This window comes from Streptomyces sp. ICC1, from assembly GCF_003287935.1.
Classification (GTDB): domain Bacteria; phylum Actinomycetota; class Actinomycetes; order Streptomycetales; family Streptomycetaceae; genus Streptomyces; species Streptomyces tritrimontium.
In genome coordinates this window covers 3,639,915-3,663,535 of record NZ_CP030287.1, presented here as the reverse complement: position 1 = coordinate 3,663,535, position 23,621 = coordinate 3,639,915, and the positions used below count along the sequence as shown (strand labels likewise).

Genomic DNA, 23,621 nt, shown 5'->3' with positions numbered 1-23,621 from the left:
CACCCGGGCGGAGCGGGCCGTTCGGGTGATGCGCCCGGGCGCCCCGGCCCGCCGGGCGGGCGGGCCCGGCGCGACGGGACCCGGAGGTCAGCGGGCCGCGAGGGCCAGGTCGAGCGCCTGCAGGAGGCGGCCCGTGGTCGCGCGGTCGCGGACCGCCAGGCGCAGCCAGGAGCGGTCCAGGCCCGGGAAGGTGTCGCCCCGGCGGACGGCGAAGCCCAGCGCGCGCAGGCGGGTGCGGACCTCCATGGCGCCCTCGATCCGGATCAGCACGAACGGCCCCGCCGCCGTGCCCGCCACCGAGACCTCCTCGAACTCCGCGAGCCCGGCGAGGAGGTGCTCCCGGTCCACCGCGATCTGCCGGGCCGCGGCCTCCGCCTCCGCCAGCGCCGCCGGGGCCACGCAGGCCTCGGCCGCCACCAGCGCCGGCGTGGACACCGGCCACAGCGGCTGGGCCGCCGACAGCTTCGCGATCACCTGCGGCTCGGCCAGCACGTAGCCGATGCGCAGCCCGGCCAGCCCCCAGGTCTTGGTCAGGCTCCGCAGCACGACGAGACCCGGTATGTCGGTCCGCCCGGCCAGTGCCTCCCGCTCGCCCGGGACCGCGTCCATGAACGCCTCGTCGACCACCAGGATCCGCCCGGGCCGGGCCAGCGCGGCCAGCGTGGCCGCCGGGTGCAGGACCGAGGTCGGGTTGGTCGGGTTCCCGACGACCACGAGGTCGGCGTCCTGCGGCACGGCCGCCGGGTCCAGGCGGAAGCCGTCCGCCGCGCGCAGCACCACCCGCTCCACCCGGTGGCCCGCGTCGCGCAGGGCCGCCTCCGGCTCGGTGAACTGCGGGTGCACCACCACGGGCCGGGTGGCTCCCAGGGCCCGCGCGATCAGTACGAACGCCTCCGCGGCCCCCGCCGTCAGCAGGACCCGCTCGACGGGCAGCCCGTGGCGCAGGGCCACCGCCGCGCGGGCCGAGCGGCCGTCGGGATACGCGGACAGGACGTCGAGCGAAGCCGCGATCCGGGCCTTCAGCCACTCCGGCGGCGTGTGCGCCCGTACGTTCACCGCGAGATCGACCAGCGCCGCGCCCGTGCCCGCCACCTCCGCGTCCCCGTGGTGGCGCAGGTCGTGCGTGTGGGCCGTCGCGACCGCGCAGGTGGCCGCCACCGACCGACGCTTGGGTACGAGGAGTTCCCCGCCCCCGGCGAGCGCGGCGGCCTCCGCCACCGACGGGGTCCCGGCGGCGCCCTGCACCGCGTCCGAGGGGTGCGGCACCGGGATCGAGGCCAGCAGGTCGGCGGAGTAGCTCAGCAGCGGCACGCCGAAACGTTCCGCCGCACCGGCGATCCCCGCCTCCACGGCCTTCGCCTCCACCGTGGCCAGGGCCGTCACCGCCTGCGTCGACAGCCCGGCGCCGCGCAGGGTCTCCTCCACCAGGGAGCAGACCTCCGCCACGGACACCCCCGCGCGGCCGCCGACCCCGACCACCAGCTGCGTCGCGTACTCGCCCACCAGGTTCACCCGTTCTCAGCCGCTCTCGGTTGTCGTCGGTCGTCGTCGTGCTCGTCGTGCTCGTCGTGCTTGTCGTCGTGGTTCTGCTCGGGTCGTCGTGTCCGTCAACCGGCCGTGGTCCGCCACCCGTGCGCGGAAGTGCGCGGGCGCCGCGGAATCGGTATGCAGGGGCACATGGCCGTGATCGTGGCGTTGGGCGCGTTCCTGATGACCCTGGCGGGCGGATGGACGGCGCAGCGCGTCACCGACCGCCGCCACCTCGTGCTGGGCCTGGCCGGCGGGCTGATGCTCGGCGTCGTGGGCCTCGACCTGCTCCCGGAGGCCATGCGCGCGGCCGGGGACGAGGTGTTCGGCGTCCCGCTCGCCCTGCTGCTCTTCGTCGGCGGGTTCCTCGTCGCGCACTGCGCGGAGCGCCTGCTGGCGGTCCGCCAGGCCGCGCACGGGGGCCGCAACGGCGATGGGGGCGGCGACGGCGGGGCCGCGGGCGACCACGCGTACGCGCACGGGCACGCCCACGAGGAGCACGGCGGCCGGGTCCCCCAGGTCGGCCTGACGGCGGCCGCCGCCATGGTCGGCCACAGCCTCGCCGACGGAGTGGCCCTCGGCGCCGCGTTCCAGGTCGGCGGCGGGATGGGCGTCGCCGTGGCGCTGGCCGTGATCACCCACGACTTCGCCGACGGGTTCAACACGTACACGCTCACCCGGCTGTACGGGAACGCCCGCCGCAAGGCGCTGCTGATGCTCTTCGCGGACGCCGTGGCCCCCGTCGTCGGCGCAGCGTCCACTTTGCTGTTCACCCTTCCGGAGGAACCCCTCGGCGCGTACCTGGGCTTCTTCGGAGGCGTCCTGCTGTATCTGGCCGCCGCCGAGATCCTGCCCGAGGCGCACCACAAGCACCCCGCGCTGTCCACGCTGATGTGCACCGTGGGCGGGGTGGCCGGGATCTGGCTGGTGGTCGGCCTCGCGGACTGACCGTACCGGCCGGGCCGTCCGCCCGGGCCGGCCCGGACGGACGGCGGCGTGCCCGCTCCTCACCGATGCGCCGCCGCGGCCTCGGCGAACCGCACGGCCACGGACGGCTCCGCCGCCCAGTGCGTGTGCAGGTAGCTGGCGTGCACCCCGCCCTGCACGAAGCCCTCGACCCGGCGCTCGGGATGCGTGAACCCCCAGGCGGGCGCCGCGCCGGCGCCGGGTTCGATCACCGTCCGGTGGAACTCGTGCCCGCGCAGCCGGGTTCCGGCCGGTGCGAGGACGCTGTCGGACACCGCGACCGCCTCGCGGTAGCCGAGCGTGAGCCGCTCCGACATGCGCGCGTCGGCGTCGAGCACCCCGCACATGGGCTTCCCGTCCAGCGAACGGGCCAGGTACAGCAGCCCCGCGCACTCGGCGGCCACCGGGCCGCCGGCCGCGGCGAAGCCGGCCACGGCCTTGCGCAGCGGCTCGTTCGCGGACAGCTCCGGTGCGTAGACCTCGGGAAACCCGCCGCCGATCACCAGGCCCGCGGTGCCGGGCGGGAGTTCCTCGTCGCGCAAGGGGTCGAAGGTGACGACCTCCGCCCCGGCGGCCGTGAGCAGCTCCGCGTGCTCGGCGTACGAGAACGTGAAGGCGGCCCCGCCGGCCACGGCGATGACAGGTGCGGCGCCGCCACCGGAGCTCCGCCCCGAACCCAGCGCCGCAGTCGCAGTCTCAGCCGCAGCCGCAGCCGCAGCCGGACCTGCATCCGCCGACGCAGCCGCAGCCGCAGACGCGGCCGGACCTGCATCCGCCGACGCAGCCGCAGCCGCAGACGCGGCCGGACTCTCCGGCGACCAGGCCTCGCAGGCCAGCGGCGGGGCCGTCCGGGCCAGGGCCATCAGGGCCTCCAGGTCGCAGCCCTGGCGGACCTGTTCCGCCAGCGCCGCCACCGAGGCGACCGCGTCGCGCCGCCGCTCGGCCACCGGCACCAGGCCGAGGTGCCGGGACGGCGCGGCCACCTGCGGAGCCCGGCGCAGGACGCCGAGCACCGGCATCCCCGCCTCCTCCAGCGCCTCGCGCAGCATCACCTCGTGCCGGTCGGAGCCGACCTTGTTCAAGATCACGCCGCCGAGCCGCACCTGCGGGTCGAACGAGGCGAAGCCGTGCACCAGCGCCGCCACCGAACGCGACTGCGAGGACGCGTCGACGACGAGGACCACCGGCGCCCGCAGCAACTTCGCGACCTGGGCCGTCGACGCCAGTTCACCCCGCCCCGCGGCCCCGTCGTAGAGCCCCATCACGCCTTCGATGACGGCCAGGTCCGCGCCGGCGGCCCCGTGCGCGAACAGCGGGGCCACCAGCTGCGGCCCGCACATGAAGGCGTCCAGATTGCGCCCCGGCCGGCCCGTGGCCAGCGCGTGGTAGCCGGGGTCTATGTAGTCGGGCCCGGCCTTGTGCGGGGACACGGCGAGGCCGCGCTCCGAGAAGGCCGCCATCAGGCCCGTCGCGACGGTGGTCTTGCCGCTGCCGGACGACGGCGCGGCGATGACCAGCCGCGGGACGTTGAACGAAGTCACCACTCGATGCCCTTCTGGCCCTTCTGGCCGGCGTCCATCGGGTGCTTGACCTTGGTCATCTCGGTGACGAGGTCCGCGAACTCCACCAGCTTCTCCGGCGCGTTGCGCCCGGTGATCACCACGTGCTGCGTACCGGGACGGTTGCGGAGCACCTCGATGACCTCGTCCACGTCGATCCAGCCCCAGTGCATCGGGTACGCGAACTCGTCCAGCACGTACAGCTTGTGCGTCTCGGCGGCCAGGTCGCGCTTGACCTGCTCCCAGCCCTCCTTGGCGGCCTGCTCGTTGTCGAGCTGCGCGTCGCGCTGGACCCAGGACCAGCCCTCGCCCATCTTGTGCCAGACGACGGAACCGCCCTCGCCCGAGGCGCCGAGCACCTTGAGCGCGTTCTCCTCGCCGACCTTCCACTTCGCCGACTTGACGAACTGGAACACCCCGATCGGCCAGCCCTGGTTCCAGGCGCGCAGCGCCAGCCCGAAGGCCGCCGTCGACTTGCCCTTGCCCGGGCCGGTGTGGACGAAGACGAGCGGGCGGTTGCGGCGCTGACGCGTCGTGAGTCCGTCTTCCGGAACGACGGACGGCTGTCCCTGCGGCATTACGCGGCCCTCCTGAGGGTCGGGGATGGGGTACGTACGCTCTTGATGAGTCCGGCCTTCACGAGTCCGGCCAGCGAGTCGGCGCGGAGCCCGTCGAGGGTGACGGCCGGGCCGCCCAGGTCGGCGGCCAGTTCACCGGCCAGCCCCAGCCGGACCGGCCCCGACTCGCAGTCCACGACCACGGAGGCGACCCCGCCGGCCGCCAGCAGCCGGGCGCTGCGCCCGGCGAGCTCCCGCGGCGTGCCTTCCGGCCGTCCGCCCGCGGCGCCGCCCGCCGTGCCGGCCGAGGTGGCCCGCCCGTCGGTGACGACGACGAGCAGCGGCCGCCGGCTCGGGTCCCGCAGCCGCTCGATCCGCAGCACCTCGTGGGCCTTGAGCAGCCCGGCGGCGAGCGGGGTGCGGCCGCCGGTCGGCAGCTTCTCCAGCCGGGCCGCGGCGGCGTCGACGGAGGAGGTGGGCGGCAGGGCCAGTTCGGCCGTCGCGCCGCGGAAGGTGATCAGGCCGACCTTGTCCCGGCGCTGGTAGGCGTCGAGCAGCAGGGACAGCACCGCGCCCTTGACCGCGCTCATGCGCTGCCGGGCGGCCATGGATCCGGAGGCGTCGACGACGAAGAGCACGAGGTTGCCCTCGCGGCCCTCGCGCGTGGCCTGGCGCAGGTCGTCCTTGCGGATGACGAGGCCGCGCCCGGTGCGCCCGCGCGCCTTCTGGTGCGGGGCCGCCGCGTGGATGGTCGCCGACAGGTGCAGCTTCGTCAGCTGCCCCCGGGGGCGCTGGGCGCCGGTGGTGCGGCCGTGGGCGGTGCGGGCGCGCGAGCGCCGCCCGGAGGCCCCCTCGCCGAGTCCCGGGACGCTGAGCATCTTGGTGCGGAAGGGCTCGGCGGCCCGTACGGGCGCCTGCTCGGCCGGGTCGCCCCCGCGGGCGGAGTCCGGGGACCGCGGATCGGGCTCGGCCTCGGCCTGGTCTTCGGGGTGTTCGTCCGTCGCGGGCGCGTCGGGTCCGGAGTCCCGTGGAGGTATGCCGCCGCCGTCGGGGCCCCCGTCGTCCGGCCCGTTGTCGTGCGGGCCCCCGCCGTCGGGGCCGTCGCCGTCCGGGCCGCCGTCGTCCGGGCCCTCGGGCTCGGTCTCCGGCTCCGGATCGGGCTCCCGGTCCGGCTCGTCGTCGGGGAACTGGTCCAGGATCCGGTCCAGCTTCTCCTCGTCGAGACCCGGCGCGTCGAAGGGGTTGCGGCGGCGCCGGTGGGGGAGCGCCAGCAGGGCGGCCTGGCGCACGTCCTCCTTGCGCACCCCGGTCCGCCCGGCCCAGGCGGCCAGCGCCGTCGCGGTGCGGGCCATCACGATGTCGGCGCGCATGCCGTCGACCTCGAAGCCGGCGCAGGTCGCGGCGATCTGCAGCAGCGAGTTGTCACCGAGAACCACCTGGGGGAGCAGCGCCCGGGCGGCCACCACCCGGGCGCGCACCTCTTCCTCGTCCCCGGCCCAGCGGCCGGCGAAGCCCGCGGGGTCGTCCTCGTAGGCGAGCCGGCGGCGGACGACCTCGACCCGCTGGACGGGCTCGCGGGAGGCGGCGACCTCGACGGTCAGCCCGAACCGGTCGAGCAGCTGCGGGCGCAGCTCGCCCTCCTCCGGGTTCATCGTGCCGACGAGGAGGAAGCGCGCGGCGTGCCGTACGGAGACGCCCTCGCGCTCCACGTAGGAGGCGCCCATCGCGGCGGCGTCGAGGAGGAGGTCGATGAGGTGGTCGTGGAGGAGGTTGACCTCGTCGACGTAGAGGATGCCCCGGTGCGCGTCGGCCAGCAGGCCCGGCTCGAAGGCCTTCACGCCGTCGGCGAGGGCGCGTTCGATGTCGAGGGCGCCGACGAGGCGGTCCTCGGAGGCGCCGACGGGCAGCTCCACCATGCGGGCCGGCCGCGCGGACCCGGCGCCGGGCTCGTGCGGGCCGTCGGGGCAGCCCGGGTCCGGGGCGGCGGGCGCGCAGCTGAACCGGCAGCCGGGGACGACGTCCACCTGCGGCAGCAGGGCGGACAGGGCGCGGACGGCCGTGGACTTGGCCGTCCCCTTCTCGCCGCGCACGAGAACACCGCCGACCGCGGGGCTCACCGCGTTGAGCAGCAGCGCGAGGCGCAGGTCGGTCTGGCCGACCAGTGCGGTGAACGGGTAGGGCGTGCTCATGCGGTGACCCCTTCTTGTGTGCGGGTACGGATGCGCGTGCGCGGGGACGGATCGGGGGACGGATCCGTGGCGGGGTCCGTGGCCGGGTCCGGAGCCGGAACGGGGGTCCCGGCGGCGGCGCAGGTCGTGTCGAGGTCGAGCAGGTGCGCGGTGTGCAGCGTGTAGCCACCCGGGGCCAGGGTGATCTCGCCGGGCGCGGTGACGGTGAAGGTCCCGGTCATGGTCACGGCGGGCAGCGTCTCCCCCGCCTTGACGGGGTCGTTGCGCTTGGCTCCGACGACCGTGACCTCGCCGCTCTGCGCGCCCCCGAGCACGATCCGCCCGGTCGGGGTGAGCACGTCGGCGGGCAGGTCGACGGCGAGCGGGTTCACGGCCGGGGTCCTGGTCACCTGGTAGGTCACGGTGACGGTGTCGCCCACGCGCGGCGCGGGGTCGTCGACGGTGATCCGGGCGGTGGTGGGCCCGTCGGCGGGCGGCAGGCCGGCTTCCTGGGGCGCCAGGCACTGCGTCGGGAAGTCCACCTGGCCCGGGACCTGGCCCGGGGGCGTCTCCCCTTCGGCGGCGGCGGGCGAGGTCAGCGCGCCCCCGGTCGCGGCCGCGAGCACGGCCATGCCGACGGCCGCCGACCATCTCCTGCTGCGCGCCGATGTCCGCACTGCCCGCCCCCTGGGATCCCGTACCCCGCCCCCGACTGGGGGCCATTCACGAGGGGGCGGACGGATAAGTCAATGCACGGACCCGGCAGCAACTGATGTCCCATCAGGAGATGTCAGGGTGAGGGCGGCGGGGCCGAGTTCGGGGTCGGGGTCCAGGCCGTCGGGACCGGACTCGAAACCGGGGCCGGGGCCGGGGGCGGCTCCCCCGCCCGTCCCGGTCTCCCGGAAGGCCCGCCGGTAGGCCGTCGGACTGACACCGAGCGCGGCCTGTACGTGCTTGCGCAGCGACTGCGCCGTCCCGAAGCCCGCCTCGCGCGCCACCTGCTCCATGGGCAGGTCGCTCTGCTCCAGCAGCGAGCGGGCCCGCTCCACCCGCTGCCCGACGATCCACTCGCCGGGGCTGAGCCCCGACTCCTCGCGGAACCTGCGCGTGAAGGTCCGTACCGACATCGCCTCCTGCCGGGCCAGGTCGGTCAGCCGCAGCGGCTCGTGCAGCCGGTCCAGCACCCACGCGCGGGCCGCGGTGGTCGCGGAGCGCTGCGGCCGCGGCACCGGGCGCTCGATGAACTGCGCCTGTCCGCCCTCGCGGTGCGGCGGTACGACGGTGCGCCGGGCCACGTCGTTGGCGACGGCCACGCCGTGGTCGCGGCGCACGATGTGCAGGCACAGGTCGATGCCGGCGGCGACCCCGGCGGAGGTGAGCACGTCCCCGTCGTCGGTGTAGAGCACGCCGGGGTCGACCAGTACGGCCGGGAAGAGCTGCTGGAAGTGTTCCGCGGAGGCCCAGTGGGTGGTGGCCCGGCGGCCGTCCAGGTACCCGGCGGCGGCCAGGACGTAGCCGCCCGTGCAGATGGAGACGAGCCGGGTGCCGGGCCTGATGTGCGCGAGCGCGGCGGCGAGTTCGGGGGTGAGCCGGCCCTCCGCGTGGACCGGGCCCAGCTCGTAGGAGGCGGGGACCACCACGGTGTCGGCCGTGGCCAGCAGTTCCGGGCCGTGCTCGACGTGGATGTCGAAGTCGGCGTCCGTGGGGACCCGTCCGGGGGCCAGCCCGCAGGTGAGGATCTCGTACAGCGGCCGCCCGGCGGCTCCGTCCTTGGCCCGGCCGAAGATCCGGTGCGGGATCCCGAGCTCGAAGGGCAGCAGCCCGGCGAGGGCCAGTACGACAACGCGGTGGGCACGGTGCGCGCGAGTCTCCATGGCCCGATTGTATCGAAGGGTGTCAGTCAGGCCACTGTCGTACGGGGTCCCGCCGACCGGAAACTGTCGTCGTGACGCAAACAGCCCCCGGCCCCGGCCCCTCCCCCGACCCCTCGTCCGCACCGGCACCGACGACCTCGCCCGGCTCCGGGCCCGGCCCCGCGTCCGCCGACGCGCCGCAGCAGCCGCAGGGGCCGCAGCGCCCGCACCGCGTCCACCGCGCCTGGTTCGTCGCGGCCGTCGCCTTCGTGACGATCATCGGCGCGGCCGCCTTCGCCTCCCTCCCCGGACTGCTCATCGAGCCGCTCCACGAGGAGTTCGACTGGTCGCGCGGCACGATCGGCCTCGCCGTCTCCGTGAACCTCGCGCTGTACGGGATCACCGCGCCGTTCGCCGCCGCGCTGATGGACCGCTTCGGCATCCGGAAGGTCGTCGCGGTCGCGCTGACCGTCATAGCCGGCGGCTCGGTGGCCACGGTCTGGATGACCGCTTCCTGGCAGCTGATCCTGTACTGGGGCGTCCTGGTCGGCCTGGGCAGCGGCTCGATGGCGCTGGCCTTCGCGGCGACGGTGACCAACCGCTGGTTCACCGCCCGGCGCGGCCTGGTCACCGGCATCCTGACCGCCGCCGGGGCCTCCGGACAGCTGGTCTTCCTGCCGCTGCTGGCCTGGCTGGTGGAGAACCACGGCTGGCGCCCGGCGTCGGTGACCGTCTCACTGGCGGCCCTGGCCGTCGTGCCCTTCGTCTGGCTCCTGCTGCGCGACCACCCGGCCGACATCGGGCTCGCCCCGTACGGCGGCACGTACGCACCGAAGCCCGCGCCCGTCCCGGGAGCCGCCCGCCGGGCGGTGGGCGTACTGGCCAAGGCGGCCCGTACCGGCCCCTTCTGGCTGCTGGCCGGCACCTTCGCGATCTGCGGGGCCTCGACCAACGGCCTGGTCAAGACCCACTTCATACCCTCGGCCCACGACCACGGCATGCCGGTGACGGCGGCGGCCGGACTGCTGGCGGTCATCGGCGTCTTCGACGTCATCGGGACCGTCTTCTCCGGCTGGCTGACGGACCGCTTCGAATCGCGCCGCCTGCTCGCGGTCTACTACGCCCTGCGCGGGATCTCGCTGCTCTTCCTCCCGATGCTGCTGGCCCCGTCCGTGCACCCGCCGATGGTGTTCTTCATCGTCTTCTACGGCCTGGACTGGGTCGCGACCGTCCCGCCGACGATCGCACTGTGCCGCGAGCACTACGGCGAGGACGGCGCCATCGTCTTCGGCTGGGTCCTGGCCTCGCACCAGATCGGCGCGGCGGTGGTGGCCTTCCTGGGCGGCCTGGCCCGCGACGCCTTCGGCTCGTACGACCCCGTCTGGTACGCGTCGGGCGCGCTGTGCGCGGTGGCCGCGCTGATGGCGATGGTCATCCGCCGCCGCACCACGACCGAGGCCGTCACGGCCTGAACGGCCGCACGGCGACGGTCCAAGCGGTGCTCCGGCCTAGGCGCCCGCCGCCGTGGTGGATTTCAGGGTGCCGTCCGGGCCCGCCAGGAGGACCGGGGTGTCCGGGCCGCCGAGGTCGCGGACCGCCGCGCGGTCGGCGTCGGAGGGGGCGTCCGCCGCGCTGACGACCGCGGCCGCCTCCAGGGACTGGGCTCCGCTGGCCACCGCCATCGCGACGGCCGTCTGGAGCGCGCTCAGCTTGAGGGAGTCCAGCTCCACGGTCCCGGCGACGTACGTACGGCCGGTCTCGTCCCGGACCGCCGCCCCCTCGGGCACGCCGTTGCGGGCCCGTGCGCTGCGCGCCAACGTGATGATCTTGGTGTCTTCGGGGTCGATCCCGGTGCTGTCGGTCATGGTCCGAAGCATATGGAGCGCGTCCGCGGGGCCGCACGACGACCCCGCGGACACGCTCTCCCCTCCACCCCCGGCGTCCCCCCGGGATCTTGGTGGCGCAGGGACAACCCTAAGCGGCGCATAAGCGGATCCCCCGCCCCGAAGGTCCTGTGATCCATGACCTTGGGCCCCGCCCCGGTTCCGCGGGCGGGAACGCTACGGCCGGTCGAGCCGCAGCCGCTCCGCCCTCGGCAGGCCCGCGACCACCAGGTCGTACGAGTCCTCGACGAGCTCCCGGAGCAGCGCGTCGGGCAGCGCCCCGGGCCCGCCCGCCGTCACGGTGTTCCAGTGCCGCTTGTTCATGTGCCAGCCCGGCACGATCGCCTCGTGCTCCTCTCGCAGCCGCACCCCCAGCTCCGGTTCGCACTTGAGGTTGACCTTGAGCGGCTCGGCGTCCAGCGCCGTCAGCGCGAACACCTTCCCCAGCACCTTGAACACCGAGGTCTCCGGGGTGAAGGGGAACTCCTCCACCGCCGCGTTGAAGCCCAGGCAGAACGCGCGCAGCTCGGCCGGTGTCATTGCGCCCCGTCCTGCGTGTCCGCCACCGGAACCACCGGCTCCACCAGCACCGTCACGATCTTGTTCCGCCGTCCCGCGGGGGACTCGGCGGTCAGCCGCAGCGGCCGCCCGTCCGGCAGGTCCACCACCGCCGAGGCGCCGGCGATCGGCACCCGGCCCAGCGCCTTGGCGAGCAGTCCGCCGACCGTCTCCACGTCCTCGTCGTCGAAGGAGTCCACCTTGAACAGCTCACCGAGGTCGGTGATGTCCAGGCGCGCGGTGACCCGGTAGCGGTCCCCGCCCAGCTCCTCCACCGGCGGGAGCTCCCGGTCGTACTCGTCGGTGATCTCGCCGACGATCTCCTCCAGGATGTCCTCGATGGCGACGATGCCGGCGGTGCCGCCGTACTCGTCGATGACGACGGCCACGTGGTTGCGCACCGACTGCATCTCGCGCAGCAGGTCGCCCGCGTTCTTGGTGTCCGGCACGAAGACCGCCGGCCGCATCGCCGTAGAGACCAGGTCGGACTCCGCCTCGCGGCTGATGTGCGTCTTGCGGACCAGGTCCTTGAGGTAGACGATGCCGACGATGTCGTCCTCGTTCTCCCCGGTCACCGGGATGCGCGAGAAGCCCGACCGCAGCGCGAGCGTGGTCGCCTGACGGATCGTCTTGTACCGCTCGATGCAGACCAGGTCGGTGCGGGGCACCATGACCTCGCGCACGAGCGTGTCGCCGAGCTCGAAGACCTGGTGCACCATCCGGCGCTCGTCGTCCTCGATCAGCGATTCCTTCTCCGCGAGGTCGACCATGGCGCGCAGCTCGGCCTCGGAGGCGAAGGGCCCCTTGCGGAATCCCTTTCCGGGCGTGAGCGCGTTGCCGATGAGGATCAGCAGTTGCGGGATCGGCCCCATGACGCGGGCGAGGGGCACGAGGACGTACGAGGCCGCCGTCGCGGTGTTGAGCGGGTGCTGCCGCCCGATGGTGCGCGGGGACACCCCGACCGCCACGTACGACACGAGCACCATCACGCCGATGGCCACGAGCAGCGCGGTCCAGTTCTCCCCGAACTCGTCCAGGCAGACGTACGTGACGAGCACGCCCGCCGCCATCTCGCAGGTGACCCGGACGAGCAGCGCGACATTCACGTAGCGGGTGGGGTCGGCGGCGACCTGCGCGAGCTTCGCACTGCCGCGCCGGCCGTCGCGTACGGCCTGTTCGGCGCGGAAGGCGGAGATCCGGGCGATCCCGGACTCGGCGCACGCGGCGAACCAGGCCACCACGACCAGCAGTACGGCCCCGGTGATCAGCTGTGGGTCGCCGGTCACGAGACGGTCGGGGCCGGGGACGGGCCGGTCACGCCGCGCTCGCCGCGCCAGCCGTCGACGATCGCCGCCTGGAGGCCGAACATCTCGGCCTTCTCGTCGGGCTCCTCGTGGTCGTAGCCGAGCAGGTGCAGCACCCCGTGGACGGTCAGGAGCTGGAGCTCCTCGTCCATGGAGTGCTGCGTAGGCGCGTCCTCGCCCTGCTTCTTGGCCACTTCGGGGCAGAGCACGATGTCACCGAGGAGCCCCTGCGGGGGCTCCTCTTCGTCCTTCGTCGGCGGGCGCAGCTCGTCCATCGGGAAGGACATGACGTCGGTGGGTCCGGGCAGGTCCATCCACTGGATGTGGAGCTGCTCCATCGCCTCCTCGTCGACGACGATGACGGAGAGCTCCGAGAGCGGGTGGATCCGCATCCGGGTCAGCGCGTAGCGGGCGATGTCGAGGATCGCCTGCTCGTCGACCTCGGTTCCGGACTCGTTGTTGACGTCGATCGACATGGTGCGCTGGGGTCTACTTCCGCTGGTGGCCGTTCCGGGACGGCTTCCCGTCCTGGCTGTCGTCGTACTTCTCGTACGCGTCGACGATACGGCCGACCAGCTTGTGCCGGACGACATCCTCGGACGTGAGCCGCGAGAAGGCGATGTCCGGCACCCCTTCGAGGATGTCCTGGACCTGCCGCAGACCGCTCTTGGCACCACCCGGCAGGTCGACCTGCGTCACGTCACCGGTGACGACGATCTTCGAGTCGAACCCGAGCCGGGTCAGGAACATCTTCATCTGCTCGGGGGTGGTGTTCTGCGCCTCGTCGAGCACGACGAACGCCTCATTGAGCGTGTTGTGCGTCAGCAGGTAGTCCTGCGTGACGTACAGCGAATCCTCGGCGGCCACCTGGATGCAGACCGCCTGCTCACGGCCTGCAGGCTCGATGGAGTCGATGAAGCGCGTCGGCCGCCCGCCGCCGCCGGCCGCGTGGTAGGCGTCCCGCTTGCGGGTGAGGCGGAAGGGCTCGATGCCTTCGGGGAGGCGGATCTCGACGACGTGGGAGTCGTAGCGGTGGGCGGCCAGTGCGGTGCCCTGCTTGCGGCCCTCGGCCGCGCGACGCCGTGTGTAGGCCACGCCCCCGAGTGACTGGACCAGGGCGATCACGTCGTCCCGCAGGACGATCGACGCGGTGGAGTACTGGATCCGGCAGGTGCGGTCCCGCTGGGTGACCGGGCCCCCGTCGGAGTCGAGCAGGCCCTGGAGCACCGCGAGGCGGACTTCCGGCGTGTTGAACTGGTAGTCGTCCGGCACGAACTTGGAGTGCGAGCGGCTGCCGATCAGGTCGAGCTCGCGCAGCACCCTGGTGACGGGGTTCTCCAGGGTGACCACATCACCCGGGGACTTCACCCTGTTCAAGACGTAGCCAGGACCGCCCCTGTGCCGTACGACAACCCCCGGAAGGGCCGATTCCAGCGCCTGGGCCAGTTCCTCGTCCTCCGTGGAGAAGGCCGGTGTGGTGGAACCGGTCAGGCAGCCGTCACCGAGCAGCAGGCCCAGCGCGTACGGGTCCATCGGGACCTCGCGTGCGGGGAATTCGACGGGCGCGGTGAGCATCGGCAGCTCGTAGCGGCGGGCGTGCGCCGCGCGGAGGTTGCCGATCATCTCCTTGGTCTCCAGAACCCGCCACGGCTTGTCACGGCGCTTGTCCGAGGCCGTGCGGACCGTCCAGAGGTGCTCGCCGCAGCACAAGGTCCAGGAACCGTCCTGGGCAGTGAGGCGGTAGATGTCCTTCTCGCCCTGCGGATAGACGCCGAGGACCGGGGTCGGCTCGCCGTCCGACCCGACAACGAGGTCGCCCACCTGGAGATCACCGATGGGACGCCAGCCGTCCGGCGTCAGCACGTTGGTGAAGACGGGCATGGCCCGGCCCCTCATGTACGCCAGGGGCGCCACCTCGATGGTGCCCGCCGCCATCAGGCGGGGGATCGAGTCCGGGTCGATCATGTCGTGCAGGGCGTCGTAGAGCGGGCGCAGGTACGGGTCGATCTTGTCGAAGAGGGTGCCGGGGAGGAAGCCGAGGCGTTCGCCCGCCTCGACCGCCGGGCGGGTCAGGATGATCCGGCTGACCTGCTTGGACTGCAGGGCCTGGACCGCCTTGGCCATGGCGAGGTAGGTCTTGCCGGTACCGGCGGGGCCGATGCCGAAGACGATCGTGTTCTTGTCGATCGCGTCGACGTACCGCTTCTGGTTCAGGGTCTTGGGGCGGATGGTGCGGCCGCGGCTGGAGAGGATGTTCTGGGTGAGCACCTCGGCGGGCGTCTCGTCCGGTCCCTCGCCGTTGCCGCTCGACTTGAGCATGGCGATCGAGCGTTCCACTGCATCCTCCGTCATCGGCTGCCCGGTGCGGAGCACCAGCATCATCTCGTCGAACAGGCGCTGGATCAGAGCGACTTCCGCCACGGCGCCGATCGCGCTGACCTGATTGCCCCGAACATGGATGTCGGCCTTCGGGAAGGCCTTCTCGATCACGCGCAGAAGGGCGTCGCCCGTGCCGAGCACGGACACCATCGGATGGGTGGCCGGGACGGTGAAACGGGCTCGCGCCTGCCCCGGCACGGGGCTCTTGGCTATCGGTGTCTGAGTCATGGGCCGGCACTGTGGCCTGCGCATACCTCCCACTGAGGGGCCGCGCCGATCGACGGCCTCCGGACTTCCAAGCGTACGTCGCCGCCCCGGCATCCCCGAGGGGTTTTACGGGGCCCGCACGCCCCGCCCGCACGCGCCCGCCCCGGCGCACCCCGTCCCCGGCCGGCCAGGCCCTACGCCGGTGTCCGGAAGCCGATCGTCGGGACCGCCCGGCGCCGGCTGGCCGGGGCGTGGCCGGGCGGGACCAGGTCGTCGAGGAAGCCGTACAGCCCGCGCAGCTCCTGCGGGGCGGTGCGCCACCAGGCGGCCACCTCCGGCCAGCCCGGGGCCGACAGCGAGCCGCCGAACTCCTGCACCGACAGGGCGGCGGTCAGGCCCGCGAAGGCGAGCCGGTCCGCCAGCGGCCACCCGGCGAGGGTGCCGGTGAGGAAGCCCGCCACGTACACGTCGCCCGCGCCGGTGGGGTCGAGGGCGTCGACCGCGATCGCCGGGACCTGGGCCGTCTCCCCGGTCCGCCCGTCCACCGCGTACGAGCCCTCGGCGCCCATCGTGACCACCGCGATCGGGACCTTCTCGGCCAGCGCCCGGGCCGCCGCGAGCGGACAGTCGGTGCGGGTGTAGGCCATCGCCTCCCCCGCGTTGGGCAGGAACGCCTCGCAGTGCTCCAGGTCGGCCAGCGCCCCCAGGTCCCACTGGCCGCTCTCGTCCCACCCGACGTCGGCGAAGACCCGCGCCCCGTGCCGGGCCGCCTCGGCGACCCACGGCTCGCCGCCGCCCGGGCCGAGGGAGGCCACGGCCGCCCGGGTGCGGGGCGGGATCCGCGGGAACGGCCCGGGGCCCGGCGGTGGCGGGGCCTCGTGGCCGTGCGAGACCATCGTGCGCTCGCCCTCGTACGCCATCGAGACGGTGACGGGGCTGTGCCAGCCGGGGACGGTCCGTGACATCGACAGGTCAATGCCCTCGCCCTGCTCGAGGGCGTCCCAGCAGTACTCGCCGTAGTGGTCGTCCCCGAAGGCGGCCGCGAGGGAGGTGCGCAGGCCGAGCCGCGCGAGGGCGGTGGCCATGTTGGCGACGCCGCCGGGGCTGGACCCCATGCCGCGCGCCCAGGACTCCGTGCCGCGCACGGGGGCCGAGTCGAGTCCGGTGAAGATGATGTCGAGGAAGACGGTGCCGGTCAGGAAGACGTCGCAGCCCGGCTCTTGGGGATCGCGCAGCGGACCGAGCGGGTCCAAGGCGGCGGCACGGCTGTCCCGGCTGGTGCGACTGCTCACGATGTACTCCCCGTTCGGCGCGTATCGCTGGAATCGGTTCTGCTGGACGGTCTTGGCGGGTCGTTTCTTCAATGGGGTTAACACACGCCCGCCGTGCGGCCCCTCCCTCCCGGGTGGACCCGGAATACAGTGTGACGCAGATCACCCCCTGAACGCCCTTCTCGGAAGATCCGGCCGCTTGGTAAACATGAGCTCCCGCGCACGTGCGGAATCTCATGTTCCACCTGCGTCACCTGGACCACCCGTGTACGACCGCACCTCCGCGCCGCCCGCCTCCTGGCCGCTCGTCGCGCTCTTCACCGCCGGCTACGTCGCCCCGTACCTCCTGCCCACCGTGGTCGGCCGGCTCGACGCGCACCTCCCGCTGAGCCCCGCGCAGGCCGGACTGATCGGCTCGGTCCTGCTGCTGGGCTCGGCCGCCGCCGGTTTCACCCTGGCCTCCCGCATCCCCCGCCGCGGTCCGCGCCCGCTGGCCCGGCTCGGGCTGCTGCTGGCCGTCCTCGGCTACGGCACCGCGGCCGCCACCCCCCTGCTCCCGCTCGTCATCGCGGGCGCCGTCGTCGGCGGCTTCGGCTCGGGCACGGCGACCGCCGTGGCCGCCTCGGGGATCGCGGCGCAGCGCGACCCGCACCGCACCTCCTCGCTCGGCCTGCTGTCGGTGTCGGCGACCGCCGGGGCCCTGTACCTGACCCTGCCGCGGCTCGGCGGCGGCCACGGGCTGCCCTTCGCCGCGATCGCGCTGGTGGCGGCCGCGTGCTGGCCCGCGACGGGCCGCCTCGACGGCCCGGGTACGGCGGCCGCCCGCGCCGTACGGGCCCGCGGGCGGCTGCCGTACCCGCGGGCCGGGGTGGTGCTGGCCGGCGCTCTGATGCTGTGGTCGCTGGCCCAGAACGCCCTGTGGGGGGTCAGCGGCCGCATCGGCGCGCAGCAGGCGGGCCTGTCCGAGGTCACCCTCGGCATCGTCTTCGCCGCCGCGCTCGGCGCCGGGCTGCTCGGGGTCACCGCCGCCTCGGCGCTGGGCGCCCGCCTGGGCCGGGCGGTCCCGGTGGGCGCGGGCACGGCGGTCATCGCCTGCTGCGTGGTGCTGGCCTCCCGCGCGCAGGGCCTCGGCGCTTTCGCCGCCGGGGAGATCCTGTGGAACGCGGTCTACCCGGTCGTGCTCTCCTACGCCATCGGCCTCGCGGCCGCCCTCGACCCGCGCGGCCGCTGGGCCGTCCTGGTCGGCTCGGCGTCCTCGCTCGGAGTGGCCTGCGGGCCCGTCACCGGGAGCCTGCTCGCCGAAGGCGCGGGGTTCCCGGGCATGGGCCTGGTCCTCGGCGGCCTGCTGCTGGCCGTGGCCGGGCCGATGGCCGCGGTCGCCCTGCACGTCGGCGGACGCCCGCTGGTCCCCGGTTCGGTGCGGCGGCGCGGCGGGGCCCCGGCGGCCGTGCTCGCCGCCGGCGCGGGCGCCCCGACGGGCGCGGTGCCGAGGGTCGGCGCCCCGGAGCTGAAGGTCGTCGAGCTCGCGGAGCTCGCCGTACGCCCGGCCCGCTCCGCCCGCCCGCTGCGGCTGCCCCCGCTCCGCGTGCTGCTGCTCTCCCCGGCGGCGGCCCGCCGGAGCCGGGCGCCGGCCGCGTCAGGCTCCCGCGCCCGCCGCTGATCCGCGGTCGGGGCCGGGGCCGGGGAGGCCCCGCCGGATCCGGGGCGGGCCTCCCGGCCCGGGAACCGTACGGGTGCGCCGTCACACCCGCTTCGGCACGGGAACCCGTACGAGGTCGGCGGCGATCGTGAGCTCGCCCTCGAAGCCGGCCGCGCGGGCCTGGCGTTCGAACTCCGACGGGTCCGGGTAGCGCTGCGAGAAGTGCGTCAGCACCAGGTGCCGCACGCCCGCGTCGCGCGCCACCCCGGCCGCCTGGCCAGCGGTGAGGTGCCCGTGGTCGGTGGCGAGGCGGACGTCCTCGTCGAGGAACGTCGACTCGATCACCAGCATGTCGCAGGCCGCCGCGAGGGTTTCGACGCCCTCGCAGAGGCGGGTGTCCATCACGAAGGCGAACCGCTGCCCGGGGCGCGGCTCGCTGACGTCGTCGAGGGTGACCTCGCCGAGGCGGCCCTCGCGCTGGATCCGGCCCACGTCGGGCCCCTTGATCCCGTGCCGCGCGAGCAGTTCGGGCCGTATCCGGCGCCCGTCGGGCTCCGTGACCCGGTAGCCGAAGGACTCCACCGGGTGCGAGAGCCGTACGGCGTCCAGGGTGTAGGTGTCCGTGCGTGCCAGCACCCCGTCCGCGGCCACCGGTTCCTCGGTGATCTCCACGGTCTCGCGGTAGGCCGTGGCGTACCGCAGCCGGTCGAAGAACTTCTGTCCGGAGGCCGGGTAGTGGGCGCTGACGGGGTGCGGGACCCGGTCGAGGTTGATGCGCTGGATCACCCCGGCGAGGCCGAGGCTGTGGTCACCGTGGAAGTGGGTGACGCAGATCCGGTCGATGTCGTGCGCGGCCACCCCGGCGCGCAGCATCTGGCGCTGGGTGCCCTCGCCGGGATCGAAGAGGATGCCCTGGCCGTCCCAGCGCAGCAGGTAGCCGTTGTGGTTGCGGTGGCGGGTGGGGACCTGGCTGGCGGTGCCGAGCACCACGAATTCGCGTACGGACACGGTTTATCCCGGGGGCCACTCGAAGCCGCGGCCGCCCAGCACGTGCGCGTGGGCGTGGAAGACGACCTGGCCGGCGCCGGCGCCCGTGTTGAAGACGAGCCGGTAGCCGCGGCCTTCGAGCTTCTCGTCGAGGGCGACCTGGCCGGCCTCGCGCAGTACGTCGGCGGCGATCTGGGGTTCGGCGGCCGCGAGGGAGGCGGCGTCGGGGTAGTGCGCCTTCGGGATGACGAGGACGTGGGTGGGCGCCTGCGGGTTGATGTCCCGGAAGGCGACGGTCGTCTCGGTCTCGCGGACGACGGTCGCCGGGATGTTCCCTGCGACGATCTTGCAGAACAGGCAGTCGGCCTGCGGTTCCCCGGCCATTGCTGAGCCCTTCGTGACAGTGATCGGTTCCGGCATCGTATCGACCGCCGCGGACCGGGCCCGTCAGGCCGTCCGCCGGGGGCGGCCGTCGCTCCGCGGGCCGGCCCGTCGGGACCAGCGGCCCGTCAGGACCAGCGGCCCGTCCTGGCGAGCAGGACCGCGGCGGCGGCCGTGCCGGCCGTGGAGGTGCGCAGGACCGAGGGGCCCAGCCGGTACGGGTGCGCGCCGGCCTCCGCGAAGGCGGCGAGCTCCTCCGGGGAGACCCCGCCCTCGGGGCCGACCACCAGGACGACGGAGCCCGCGGCGGGCAGTTCCGCCGTGGCCAGGGCCCCCGAGGGGGTGTCGCGGTCCTCGTGCAGGACCACCGCGAGGTCGGCCCCGGCGAGCAGCGCCGCGACCTGCTTGGTCGTCGCGGCCTCCGCGACTTCGGGGAAGCGGACCCGGCGGGACTGCTTGCCGGACTCCCGGGCGGTGGCCCGCCACTTCGCGAGGGACTTGGCACCCCGGTCGCCGCGCCACTGGGTGATGCAGCGCGAGGCCTGCCAGGGCACGATCGCGTCGACGCCGGTCTCCGTCATGGTCTCGACGGCGACCTCGCCGCGGTCTCCCTTGGGCAGGGCCTGGACGACGGTGATCCGGACGGCCGGCTCGGCCTCCTCGAAGACCCCGGACACGGAGACGACGAGGCGGTCCTTGCCCTCGGCGGCCTTCACGACGGCCTCGGCCCAGCCTCCCCGGCCGTCGGCGAGGACCAGGGCCTCGCCCGGGGCCAGTCGCTTCACGGAGACCGCGTGCCGGCCCTCGGGGCCGTCCAGGACGAACTCCGGCCCCGCGGGGACCTCTTCGACCACGAACACGGGGGCGGTCATGACGCACTCCTCATCTGCATTGTCTTCAACGCGTGCTGCGCGGCGGCGAGTTCCGCGGCGAGCACCTCCACCAGTTCCCCGGCCGGCATCGCCCGCGCCAGCCGGTGCCCCTGGCCCGCCCACAGGGCCATGCCCTGCGGGTCCCCGGCCGCGGCGGCCGCTTTGCGCAGCGGCGAGGTGAGGTGGTGGACCTGCGGGTAGGCGGCCGGGGCGTAGGGGCCGTGCTCGCGCATGAACCGGTTGACCAGTCCCCGGGCGGGACGCCCGGAGAAGGCCCGGGTCAGTTCCGTCCGGACGAACAGCGGGTCGGTCAGCGCCTTCTTGTGCAGCGGGTCGGCGCCGGACTCCGGGCAGGCCAGGAAGGCGGTGCCGAGCTGCGCGGCCTCCGCGCCGGCCGCGAGCATCGCGGCGATCTGCGAGCCGCGCATCAGGCCGCCCGCCGCGATGATCGGCAGGGCCACCGCTTCGCGCACCTGCGCCACGAGCGCGAGCAGGCCGACGCCGGCCGTGCCGTCGGCCTGCGGGTCGTCGCGGTGGGTGCCCTGGTGGCCGCCGGCCTCCATGCCCTGGACGCAGACGGCGTCCGCTCCGGCGCTCTGCGCGGCGCGGGCCTCCTCGACCGAGGTCACGGTGGCGATCGTGTACGTGCCGACCTTGCGCAGGCAGGTGAAGGCCGCGGGCGAGGGCAGTCCGAAGGTGAACGAGACCACGGGGACCGGGTCTTCGATGAGGATGGCGAGTTTCGCGTCGTAGCCGTCGTCGCAGGTGCCGAGGAGGTCCTCCTCCGCGAGGGAGATCTCGTACCAGCTGGCCTCGCCGGCGAGCTGCCCGCGGTACACCTCCAGCGCGGCCGGATCCACGGCGGAGGCCTGCGGCATGAAGAGGTTGACTCCGAAGGGGCGGCGGGTGAGCGCACGCAGCCGCTTGATCTCCTGGTACATGCCGTCGGCGGTTTTGTAGCCTCCGGCCAGGAAGCCCAGTCCGCCCGCTTCGCACACGGCGGCCGCGAGCGGCGGGCAGGACGCGCCGCCCGCCATGGGCGCCTGCACGATCGGGTACACGAAGAGACCGTTCGGTGCGGAGGACATGTGCTGCATCGTGCCATGTCCCGCTCACGGGACCGAATCACGGCATTCGCCTGGCATAGTCCCTTCGCCGGATCGGCGAAAACCCGTCGGCACCTGCGCCGCGAGCCCGGTCCGGGGCATCCCCGGACCGGGCTCGCAGGTGTTCTCGTACGCGCTCGCGCGGGTGGCTCAGCGGCCGTTGAAGGCGTCCTTCAGGCGGCTGAACAGCCCCTGCTGGCCCGGCGCGAACTGGCCGAGCGGCCGCTCTTCGCCGCGCAGCTTCGCCAGCTGGCGCAGCAGGTCCTCCTGCGCCGGGTCCAGCTTGCTGGGGGTGGTGACCTCGACGTGCACGATCAGGTCGCCGCGCCCGCCGCCGCGCAGGTGCGTGACGCCCCGGCCGTGCAGCGGGATCGCCTGGCCGGACTGGGTGCCGGGCCGGATGTCGATCTCCTCCAGGCCGTCCAGCGTCTCCAGCGGGCACTTGGTGCCCAGGGACGCCGCGGTCATCGGGATGGTGACCGTGCAGTGCAGGTCGTCCCCGCGCCGCTGGAAGGTCGGGTGCGGCAGCTCGTGGATCTCCACGTAGAGGTCGCCGGCGGGGCCGCCGCCGGGGCCGACCTCGCCCTCGCCCGCGAGCTGGATCCGGGTGCCGTTCTCGACACCGGCCGGGATCTTGACCGTGAGGCTGCGGCGGGAGCGGACCCGGCCGTCGCCCGCGCACTCGGGGCACGGGGTCGGGACCACGGTGCCGAAGCCCTGGCACTGCGGGCAGGGGCGCGAGGTCATGACCTGGCCCAGGAAGGACCGGGTGACCTGCGAGACTTCGCCGCGGCCGCGGCACATGTCACACGTCTGCGCCGAGGTGCCGGGTGCGGCGCCCTCACCGGAGCAGGTGGTGCAGACGACGGCCGTGTCGACCTGGATGTCCTTGGTGGTGCCGAAGGCGGCCTCGTCCAGCTCCAGGTCGAGGCGGATCATGGCGTCCTGGCCGCGGCGGGTCCGCGAGCGCGGTCCGCGCTGCGAGGACTGGCCGAAGAAGGCGTCCATGATGTCGGAGAAGTTGCCGAAGCCGCCCGCTCCGAATCCGCCCGCGCCGCCGCCGCCTCCCGAGGAGGACAGCGGGTCGCCGCCGAGGTCGAAGACCTGCTTCTTCTGCGGGTCCGAGAGCACCTCGTAGGCCGCGTTGATCTCCTTGAAGCGCTCCTGCGTCTTCGGGTCCGGATTCACGTCCGGGTGGAGTTCGCGCGCCAGGCGGCGGAAGGCCTTCTTGATCTCGTCCTGCGATGCGTCGCGGCGCACGCCGAGAACGGCGTAGTAGTCCGTGGCCACTTACGACTCCGCCAGGATCTGTCCGACGTAACGTGCCACTGCGCGTACCGCTCCCATCGTTCCGGGGTAGTCCATGCGGGTCGGTCCGACCACGCCGAGTTTGGCGACTGCTTCGCCGCCCGAACCGTAGCCGACCGAGACGACGGACGTGGAGTTCAGTCCCTCGTAGGCATTCTCATGCCCGATCTTTACGGCCATTCCCGACTCACTGGCCTCGCCCAGCAGCTTGAGGAGCACGACCTGCTCCTCCAGCGCTTCGAGCACCGGCCTGATCGTCAGGGGAAAATCGTGTCCGAACCGGGTGAGGTTGGCGGTGCCGCCGATCATCAGCCGCTCCTCCGCCTCCTCCACCAGCGTTTCGAGGAGGGTGTCGAGGACGGCCTTGACCGTCACCCGGTCATCGGTGTCGAAGGACTCCGGAAGGTCCTGCACCAGCGGCGGCACGTCGGTGAACCGGCGGCCGACGACACGGCTGTTGAGGCGGGCCCGCAGATCGGCGAGCGAGGCCTCCCCGAAGGGGGTCTGGCAGTCGACGAGCCGCTGCTCGACCCGGCCGGTGTCCGTGATGAGCACGAGCATCAGGCGGGCCGGGGCCAGCGAGAGCAGCTCCACGTGCCGGACGGTGGACCGGGTCAGGCTCGGGTACTGGACGACCGCGACCTGCCGGGTCAGCTGCGCGAGCAGCCGCACGGTCCGGCCGACGACGTCGTCGAGGTCGACGGCGCCGTCGAGGAAGTTCTGGATGGCCCGGCGCTCGGGCGTCGACAGCGGTTTGACCCCCGCCAGCCTGTCGACGAAGAGCCGGTAGCCCTTGTCGGTGGGGATCCGGCCGGCGCTGGTGTGGGGCTGGGCGATGTAGCCCTCTTCCTCCAGCACGGCCATGTCGTTGCGCACGGTGGCGGGCGAGACGCCGAGGCGGTGCCGCTCGGTGAGCGCCTTGGAGCCGACCGGCTCCTCCGTCCCGACGTAGTCCTGGACGATGGCGCGCAGCACTTCGAGTCTGCGTTCGCTGAGCATCGCGCACACCTCCATCGTTTCCGTCGTTCGCGGCTCGCACTGTTTGGCACTCTGCGCGTTCGAGTGCCAGAGATCCCCCGGTCAGTGTACGGCGGGG

The 23,621-nt window shown here is 73.9% G+C and carries 21 protein-coding genes; 3 read left to right on the top strand and 18 right to left on the bottom strand.

The window, feature by feature from the left end:
- Window positions 1-87: 87 nt before the first annotated feature.
- A complete protein-coding gene (cobC, locus tag DRB96_RS17335) occupies window positions 88-1,503 on the bottom strand; it encodes an Rv2231c family pyridoxal phosphate-dependent protein CobC (RefSeq protein WP_239517736.1) in 1,416 nt (471 codons plus the stop codon).
- A gap of 174 nt (window positions 1,504-1,677) precedes the next feature.
- Here cobC and DRB96_RS17330 point away from each other — a divergent pair, with 174 nt between their 5' ends.
- Complete coding sequence (locus tag DRB96_RS17330) at window positions 1,678-2,475, top strand: ZIP family metal transporter (RefSeq protein ID WP_112453496.1); 798 nt, start codon at window positions 1,678-1,680, stop codon at window positions 2,473-2,475.
- A 59-nt stretch (window positions 2,476-2,534) separates the two neighbouring features.
- On the opposite strand, the gene DRB96_RS17325 is transcribed toward DRB96_RS17330, so the two are convergent.
- From DRB96_RS17325 to DRB96_RS17305, 5 genes are all read right to left on the bottom strand, one after another.
- Window positions 2,535-4,037 (bottom strand): cobyrinate a,c-diamide synthase, encoded by a 1,503-nt coding sequence (locus DRB96_RS17325; protein WP_112449282.1) that lies wholly within the window; start codon window positions 4,035-4,037, stop codon window positions 2,535-2,537.
- A complete protein-coding gene (gene cobO, locus DRB96_RS17320; RefSeq protein ID WP_112449281.1) occupies window positions 4,031-4,630 on the bottom strand; it encodes a cob(I)yrinic acid a,c-diamide adenosyltransferase in 600 nt (199 codons plus the stop codon). Before cobO ends, DRB96_RS17325 begins: the two co-directional genes overlap by 7 nt.
- Window positions 4,630-6,798: a putative cobaltochelatase gene (locus DRB96_RS17315; RefSeq protein ID WP_112449280.1), complete on the bottom strand. Its 2,169-nt coding sequence runs from the start codon at window positions 6,796-6,798 to the stop codon at window positions 4,630-4,632. The genes cobO and DRB96_RS17315 overlap by 1 nt, the downstream gene beginning before the upstream one ends.
- A complete protein-coding gene (locus DRB96_RS17310; protein WP_162689075.1) occupies window positions 6,795-7,454 on the bottom strand; it encodes a hypothetical protein in 660 nt (219 codons plus the stop codon). Before DRB96_RS17310 ends, DRB96_RS17315 begins: the two co-directional genes overlap by 4 nt.
- Window positions 7,455-7,523: 69 nt before the next feature.
- Complete coding sequence (locus tag DRB96_RS17305; protein WP_112449278.1) at window positions 7,524-8,651, bottom strand: helix-turn-helix domain-containing protein; 1,128 nt, start codon at window positions 8,649-8,651, stop codon at window positions 7,524-7,526.
- Window positions 8,652-8,722: 71 nt separating this feature from the next.
- On the opposite strand from DRB96_RS17305, the gene DRB96_RS17300 reads away from it, so the two are divergent.
- Complete coding sequence (locus DRB96_RS17300) at window positions 8,723-10,102, top strand: MFS transporter (RefSeq protein WP_112449277.1); 1,380 nt, start codon at window positions 8,723-8,725, stop codon at window positions 10,100-10,102.
- Window positions 10,103-10,138: 36 nt separating this feature from the next.
- On the opposite strand, the gene DRB96_RS17295 is transcribed toward DRB96_RS17300, so the two are convergent.
- From DRB96_RS17295 to DRB96_RS17270, 6 genes are all read right to left on the bottom strand, one after another.
- On the bottom strand, window positions 10,139-10,495 hold the full coding sequence (locus tag DRB96_RS17295; protein ID WP_112453495.1) for a cytidine deaminase: 357 nt from the start codon (window positions 10,493-10,495) through the stop codon (window positions 10,139-10,141).
- Window positions 10,496-10,690: 195 nt separating this feature from the next.
- The gene (locus DRB96_RS17290; protein ID WP_112449276.1) at window positions 10,691-11,053 is read right to left on the bottom strand and encodes an MmcQ/YjbR family DNA-binding protein; all 363 of its coding nucleotides are present in this window, start codon (window positions 11,051-11,053) and stop codon (window positions 10,691-10,693) included.
- Window positions 11,050-12,357, bottom strand: a complete 1,308-nt coding sequence (locus DRB96_RS17285) for a hemolysin family protein (protein ID WP_112449275.1) — start codon at window positions 12,355-12,357, stop codon at window positions 11,050-11,052. Before DRB96_RS17285 ends, DRB96_RS17290 begins: the two co-directional genes overlap by 4 nt.
- A complete protein-coding gene (ybeY, locus tag DRB96_RS17280; RefSeq protein WP_112449274.1) occupies window positions 12,354-12,851 on the bottom strand; it encodes an rRNA maturation RNase YbeY in 498 nt (165 codons plus the stop codon). Before ybeY ends, DRB96_RS17285 begins: the two co-directional genes overlap by 4 nt.
- A 13-nt stretch (window positions 12,852-12,864) precedes the next feature.
- Window positions 12,865-14,982 carry a PhoH family protein gene (locus DRB96_RS17275; protein ID WP_204357753.1) on the bottom strand — a complete coding sequence of 706 codons (2,118 nt, stop codon included), beginning with the start codon at window positions 14,980-14,982 and terminating at the stop codon, window positions 12,865-12,867.
- 173 nt (window positions 14,983-15,155) lie between these two features.
- On the bottom strand, window positions 15,156-16,214 hold the full coding sequence (locus tag DRB96_RS17270; protein WP_239516729.1) for a PfkB family carbohydrate kinase: 1,059 nt from the start codon (window positions 16,212-16,214) through the stop codon (window positions 15,156-15,158).
- Window positions 16,215-16,497: 283 nt separating this feature from the next.
- On the opposite strand from DRB96_RS17270, the gene DRB96_RS17265 reads away from it, so the two are divergent.
- A complete protein-coding gene (locus DRB96_RS17265) occupies window positions 16,498-17,892 on the top strand; it encodes an MFS transporter (protein ID WP_239515993.1) in 1,395 nt (464 codons plus the stop codon).
- A gap of 81 nt (window positions 17,893-17,973) precedes the next feature.
- Here the strand turns inward: DRB96_RS17265 and DRB96_RS17260 are convergent, their stop codons facing one another.
- The 6 genes from DRB96_RS17260 to hrcA all read right to left on the bottom strand — a co-directional run bounded on the left by DRB96_RS17260 (window position 17,974) and on the right by hrcA (window position 23,524).
- Window positions 17,974-18,879, bottom strand: a complete 906-nt coding sequence (locus DRB96_RS17260; protein WP_112449273.1) for a ribonuclease Z — start codon at window positions 18,877-18,879, stop codon at window positions 17,974-17,976.
- Window positions 18,880-18,882: 3 nt separating this feature from the next.
- A complete protein-coding gene (locus tag DRB96_RS17255) occupies window positions 18,883-19,242 on the bottom strand; it encodes a histidine triad nucleotide-binding protein (protein WP_112449272.1) in 360 nt (119 codons plus the stop codon).
- A 125-nt stretch (window positions 19,243-19,367) separates the two neighbouring features.
- The gene (locus DRB96_RS17250; protein ID WP_112449271.1) at window positions 19,368-20,111 is read right to left on the bottom strand and encodes a 16S rRNA (uracil(1498)-N(3))-methyltransferase; all 744 of its coding nucleotides are present in this window, start codon (window positions 20,109-20,111) and stop codon (window positions 19,368-19,370) included.
- Window positions 20,108-21,199, bottom strand: a complete 1,092-nt coding sequence (locus DRB96_RS17245) for a nitronate monooxygenase (protein WP_112449270.1) — start codon at window positions 21,197-21,199, stop codon at window positions 20,108-20,110. The genes DRB96_RS17250 and DRB96_RS17245 overlap by 4 nt, the downstream gene beginning before the upstream one ends.
- 168 nt (window positions 21,200-21,367) lie before the next feature.
- Entirely contained in the window at window positions 21,368-22,507 is a 1,140-nt protein-coding gene (gene dnaJ, locus DRB96_RS17240; protein WP_112449269.1) for a molecular chaperone DnaJ, read from the bottom strand.
- Window positions 22,508-23,524 carry a heat-inducible transcriptional repressor HrcA gene (hrcA, locus tag DRB96_RS17235; RefSeq protein ID WP_112453492.1) on the bottom strand — a complete coding sequence of 339 codons (1,017 nt, stop codon included), beginning with the start codon at window positions 23,522-23,524 and terminating at the stop codon, window positions 22,508-22,510.
- Window positions 23,525-23,621: the final 97 nt, after the last annotated feature.